Annotated in this window: 3 protein-coding genes; 2 read left to right on the top strand and 1 reads right to left on the bottom strand. The window is 61.9% G+C overall.

What is annotated here, in order from left to right:
• Together WBB85_RS10415 and WBB85_RS10410 are read left to right on the top strand one after the other, a co-directional pair.
• The coding region (locus WBB85_RS10415) for a homocysteine S-methyltransferase family protein (protein ID WP_432638551.1) at positions 1-411 on the top strand (411 nt) is incomplete at its 5' end.
• 240 nt (positions 412-651) lie between these two features.
• Positions 652-1218, top strand: coding sequence for a PepSY domain-containing protein (locus WBB85_RS10410; protein WP_432638550.1), 567 nt, complete (start codon positions 652-654; stop codon positions 1216-1218).
• A gap of 4 nt (positions 1219-1222) precedes the next feature.
• Here the strand turns inward: WBB85_RS10410 and WBB85_RS10405 are convergent, their stop codons facing one another.
• Positions 1223-2191, bottom strand: coding sequence for a DUF808 domain-containing protein (locus WBB85_RS10405; protein ID WP_432638549.1), 969 nt, complete (start codon positions 2189-2191; stop codon positions 1223-1225).
• Positions 2192-2388: the final 197 nt, after the last annotated feature.

Here is a 2388-nt window from a genome sequence, read left to right as displayed (position 1 = left end):
GCCTATCCGCCCTTGGCCTTCGGGGCCAATTGCGGTGTTGGTGCCCCCGATTTGCTGCGCACCATGCTTGGATTTGCCGCCCAGGGCACCGAACGCCCGCTGATCGCCAAGGGCAATGCCGGGATCCCGAAATACCATGACGGCCATATCCATTATGACGGCACGCCGGATCTGATGGCCGAATATGCAGTGCTGGCGCGGGATGCAGGCGCCACGATCATCGGCGGCTGCTGCGGCACGATGCCCGAACACCTCGCCGCGATGCGCAACGCGCTGGAGACCCGCCCGCGCGGAGCCCGCCCCACACTTGATGAAATCGCCACAAGGCTCGGTGGCTTTTCCTCAACCTCCGACGGGACCGGCGATGATGCGGCCCCGTCCCGCGAACGCCGCGGCCGCCGTCGCGGCTGACGCGGTCCAGGTCGCTTTGTGCTGTCACAGGTCAGGGTCCGGGCGGAACGCACCGGACCCTGATGCATTTTCAATCCCCGCCCTCCGGCCGAACCCGCGATCACAAGTTGCCATGCCGCTGACATCCCGCACAATCGGTCGATGACGCGGCGGGCGGTGGCATTCGCTTGTCCCAGGCTTTCCTCTCCCGTTCAGAACACTCCATGATATGGTCCGCCCGAATTGCGAGGAGTGAGGGGCATGCGGTTTCTGAAATCCGTCCATAGCTGGCTGGGCGTCTTTGTTCTGCCCTGGGTCCTGACCATTGGTCTGACCGGTATTTACCTCAATCACGAACGGGCGCTTTTCGATCTGTTGCCCGGCGCGACCTATGATGAGGCGCGGTTCGACGATCCGGAGCGTACACGCCCTATCGATCCGGACAATACGCTGCCGATGGCCGAGCGCATCTGGCCCGGGCAGAATTTCCAGAGGAACACGGGCACCAGATATCACGGCCGCGCGGCCATCATTCTGGATGGCGATGACGGTCAGATCATCTTTGACCTTGCGACCGGGCACTACTGGATCAAGACCAGTTTCCGCCGCCGGACGTTCACCCCCGATGGCCAGCTTCTGGATACCCAGATCTATTGGGGCAGCATCTTCAAACGCCTCCACACACGCGGCTGGATCGACGGCAGATTCGGAACCTGGGCGGCCGATATCACCGGCGGCGCTATGGCGATCTTTGCGCTGTCGGGCATTGTCCTGTTTCTGATCCCGCGCATCAGACGCCGCAGGAACCGTCGGCAGCGGAACACCTGACCCCTTAATGCGACCCGGCGCTGTCCTTGTTGCCAAACAACCGCGCAATCACCTTAGTCACCAGCGGGATAAGGACCATCCCCAATGCCAACCCGAGCAGCCCGTCCAGCCCCGCGGTGATCAGCCATTGCAGGAACCCGCTCGCGGGCCCCTGAATTCCATGCACCGCCCCCTCGGCCAGATGATGGATCGCGTTATAAAGCACCGGCCAGCCCAGCACATCGAGCCCGTGGATGATGATCGACCCGCCAACCCAAAGCATCGCCGCCGTGCCGACCGTGGACAGCAGCGCCATGAGTTTCGGCATGCCCTTGACCAGCCCCGTCCCCATGGCCCGGCCAAATCCGGTCCGCGCGGTCGCCGCCATGTAAAGCCCGATATCGTCCATCTTCACGATCAGCGCCACGGTGCCATAGACCACCAGCGTGATCGCGACCGCCACCATCGCCAGCGCAGACGCCTCCATCCAGGGTGATCCATCGGGAATGGCGGCAAGCGTGATGGTCATGATCTCGGCCGAGAGGATGAAATCGGTCTTGATCGCCCCCTTCACCCGCTTTTCCTCTAGATGCACGGGGTCGCCGACCTCCATATCCGCCTCGACCTCAGGGTCACCATGCGGGAAGAGGTGGTGAAAGATCTTCTCGGCCCCTTCAAAACACAGATATCCACCCCCGAGCATCAGCAAGGGCGTGATCAGCCACGGCGCGAAGGCGTTCATCAGCAAGGCGGCGGGCAGGAGGATCACCAGCTTGTTGAACAAGGAGCCCTTGGTGATCTTCCAGATGATAGGCAGTTCGCGCCTGGCCTCGAAACCATGGACATATTTCGGCGTCACCGCCGCATCGTCGATGATGATGCCCGCGGTCTTCGACCCCGCCTTGGCCGCCATGCCCGCAACGTCATCGACGCTTGCAGCCGCGACCTTGGCGATGGCCGCCACGTCGTCCAGAAGTGCCAGTAAACCGCTCATATCCGTCCCGCTGCCCTGTTTTATGTGTGCAACCTAACGGATCAACAGCCCGAGGCAAGACGATGACGGATTCGCGCACAGTTGCGTCGCCCCTGCCCGATTGTAGAGCCTGTTTTCGCTAACACCGCCCTGTTTCCGCTAACATATTGAATTTATGTGTTTTATATGCACCCTGATTTTGCTATTCGGGGTGGAAC

The organism is Albidovulum sp. (genome assembly GCF_049646345.1).
Classification (GTDB): Bacteria; Pseudomonadota; Alphaproteobacteria; order Rhodobacterales; family Rhodobacteraceae; genus Albidovulum.
The sequence above is the reverse complement of the archived record's forward strand: the minus strand, read 5'-3'. Positions and strand labels throughout refer to the sequence as shown.